Source organism: Mesorhizobium sp. M8A.F.Ca.ET.021.01.1.1 (assembly GCF_003998025.1).
Lineage (GTDB): Bacteria > Pseudomonadota > Alphaproteobacteria > Rhizobiales > Rhizobiaceae > Mesorhizobium.
Window position 1 is genome coordinate 1 of sequence record NZ_RZSJ01000715.1, and the last position, 2776, is coordinate 2776.

General features: G+C 63.8%; 3 protein-coding genes and 1 pseudogene. 2 read left to right on the top strand and 2 right to left on the bottom strand.

The features are described 5' to 3' along the window. A pseudogene (locus tag EOA36_RS32705) lies at positions 1–359 on the top strand (Si-specific NAD(P)(+) transhydrogenase); the annotation flags it as partial. Positions 360–429: 70 nt separating this feature from the next. Here the strand turns inward: EOA36_RS32705 and EOA36_RS32710 are convergent. Further along, complete coding sequence (locus EOA36_RS32710; RefSeq protein WP_127280928.1) at positions 430–1101, bottom strand: alpha/beta hydrolase; 672 nt, start codon at positions 1099–1101, stop codon at positions 430–432. 200 nt (positions 1102–1301) lie between these two features. On the opposite strand from EOA36_RS32710, the gene EOA36_RS32715 reads away from it, so the two are divergent. Then, a complete protein-coding gene (locus EOA36_RS32715) occupies positions 1302–2501 on the top strand; it encodes an OpgC family protein (protein WP_127280929.1) in 1200 nt (399 codons plus the stop codon). 16 nt (positions 2502–2517) lie between these two features. Here the strand turns inward: EOA36_RS32715 and EOA36_RS32720 are convergent. Then, positions 2518–2776, bottom strand: a 259-nt coding sequence (locus EOA36_RS32720) for a substrate-binding domain-containing protein (RefSeq protein ID WP_189553471.1), incomplete at its 5' end; no start/stop codon positions are given.

Sequence of the window (2776 nt, forward strand, 5' to 3'; positions counted from 1 at the left end):
CCTATGGCATCTACGCGGTGCCGGAGATTTCCACCGTCGGCCAGTCCGAGGAGCAAGTGCGCGAGAGCGGCGCCGCCTATGAGGTCGGCGTCGCGCGCTTTCGCGAGACATCGCGCGGCCACATCATGGGCGTCAACACCGGCTTCCTGAAGCTGCTGTTCTCGATCGAGACGCGGCGCCTGCTCGGCGCGCACATCGTCGGCGAGGGCGCCACCGAACTCATTCACATCGGCCAGGCGGTGATCAATCTCGGCGGCACGGTCGACTTCTTCGTCAACAACACCTTCAACTACCCAACGCTGGCCGAGGCCTACAAGATCGCCGGGCTGGATGCCTGGAACCGGATGGGGAGGGGGTAGGCTCCCGCCATCTGGGCGAGCCAGCATCACGTCGGCTGATGGCATCGGCAGCACCGCCTGCCCTGATTGCCTATCGTGATGGCGCGCGCGTCCACGCCGATCCCGGCAGCCATCGCCCGACGATCGCGGCGTCCGGCTCGCCGATTTCGTGGCCCGATGGAACAATCCGGGCGTCGATCTCGGTGCCGTGCCGGCTGAGCAGCGTCACCAGCGCCGGCGCGAAAGACCCGTAGGTCTCGTCGGCGGCTCCGGCAATGATCAGCGTTCGTGTTCCCGCAAGGTCCGTCGCCGGGACCTGGTCGAGCACGGGCATCGGCCTCAACAGCGCAGCGCTGCGGACGATGCCGGGATGGAGCAGCATCAGGCTCGAAACCAGATTGGCGCCGTTCGAATAGCCAAGGAATGTCGCGTGATCGAGATCAAGCCCATGGCGCGCGACGGCTTCGTTTGCGAAGGCCGCGAAGGCGGTGGTTTCGACATGGATGCTTTCCTGGTCGAAAGTGGTCGGCGTGATTCGCTCGAACCAGCGAAAACCGTCCTCCTGGGGGACATGGCCACGCACCGCGATCAGGACGGCATCGGGCGCCAAGCGTCTCGCCAGCGCCACCATGCTTGTCTCGTCGACGCCCGATCCATGCAGCAGGAACAGGCATTCACGGCTCTTTTCGGCGGGGCGGAGGAGGCGATACGGAAAGGCCAGATCCAGCGTTAGTGGGCCGCTTTCGACATTATCGCCAGTCATCTCGCATCCCTTTGATTATATGAGGTTCCGCTCAATTTGCCGGCTTCAAAACGCAATATTTTCATGCTCCGCGAAAGTTGATCGAACCAGGCGCATTCCAGCCCGTTTCTGCGCCGATACACTCCGGTGGGAGGAATCGAAGCGGTGCGTCGGGGGTCGCATTGCTGGACATGAACAACCAGCTTTGAGGCCTTTTGTCGATGACTACCCCTGTTTTGCCGGATCGCAATTTGCGTATCCCCGAACGCGACACGCGTATCGATGTACTGCGCGCGCTGGCCCTGCTCACGATCTTCATCGACCATGTGCCGGGCACGGCTTTCGAGGCGCTGACCTACAAGAATTTCGGTTTCTCGGACGCGGCCGAGGCATTCGTGCTGATTTCCGGCATCTCGGTCGCGCTCGCCTACGGCACGAAGTTCCGCCCGGGTGGCCGGCTTCTCGCGACCTTGAAGATGTGGCGGCGGGCGGGCGTGCTCTATGTCGCCCATATCGTCACGACGATGGTGGTGATGGCCCTGTTCTGCGCCGTGGCGGTGTTTGCCAAGCGGCCGGAACTGGTGAAGCTGATCAACATCGAGCCGCTGATGAAGAACCCGCCGCAAGTGCTGGTCGGCATCGTCACGCTCGGCCACCAGCTCGGCTACAACAACATCCTGCCGGTCTATGCGGCGCTGCTTTTGATGGCGCCGGCCTTTGTCCTGTTCGTCAGCTACCGGCCCGTCGCGGCCCTTGTCGCATCCGGCACGTTGTGGCTCGTTGCAGGAATCTGGCAGATCGCGCCGCCCAATTATCCCGAGCCCGGTTTCTGGTTCCTCAACCCGCTGTCCTGGCAGTTCCTGTTCAACATCGGCCTTGTCGCCATGCTTCATGTCAGGCGCGGCGGTGTCATTCCGGTCAACCGCTGGCTGGTCGGCGCGGCCGCCGCCTATGTGCTGGCGGCGCTGGTCTGGGTGCACAGCCCGCTCTGGGGGCAGATAACCTGGTTCAACCTGCCGGTGGTGATCGGCGGCTTCGACAAGACCTTCCTGTCGCTGCCGCGGCTGCTGCACATCCTGGCGGTCAGCTACCTCGTCGTCGCTCTGCCGGCGCTCTCCAGCCTGTTCCGCACCAGCCCTGATCATCCGCTGGCGATACTGGGCAAACGATCGCTGCCGGTCTTCATTGCCGGCACGGTGATCGCCATGGTCGCTCAGGTGATGAAGCTGATCAATCCAGGCGGGTTCGTCTATGACAGCCTGCTGATATCGGCCGGCATCGCCATGCAGTTCGCGCTCGCCTTCTATCTCGAATGGCTGTCGACCATCGGCGGCTCGGCCAAGGCCCGCACGGCCCAAAAGGATTCCGCGCCGGTCCGTGCGCCTTTGGGCCTCTCCGCCATGGCAAGAGCCAACCGATAGGCGGTTCGGCGGCGGTTCAAGCGCGGGGCGGACCCGACGAGCCCCGCACGATCAGTTCGACCGGCAGTTGATGCCTGCTGACCGGCCCATCGCTCTCCAGGATCGCCCTGACGGCAAGGCGGCCTATCTCGGCAATCGGTTGGGCGATCGTGGTCAATGGCGGCTTGGACACCGCTGCTTCCGGAACATCGTCGAACCCGACGACGGAAACATCGTCGGGCACGTTGAGCCCGCGTGCGCTCAGCCATTCGAGCGCCACCAGGGCCATTCTGTCC

Excerpts from the sequence above, each read along its gene's own strand:
- EOA36_RS32710 (WP_127280928.1), bottom strand. The coding sequence starts at position 1,101 with ATGACTGGCGATAATGTCGAAAGCGGCCCACTAACGCTGGATCTGGCC.
- EOA36_RS32715 (WP_127280929.1), top strand. The coding sequence starts at position 1,302 with ATGACTACCCCTGTTTTGCCGGATCGCAATTTGCGTATCCCCGAACGC.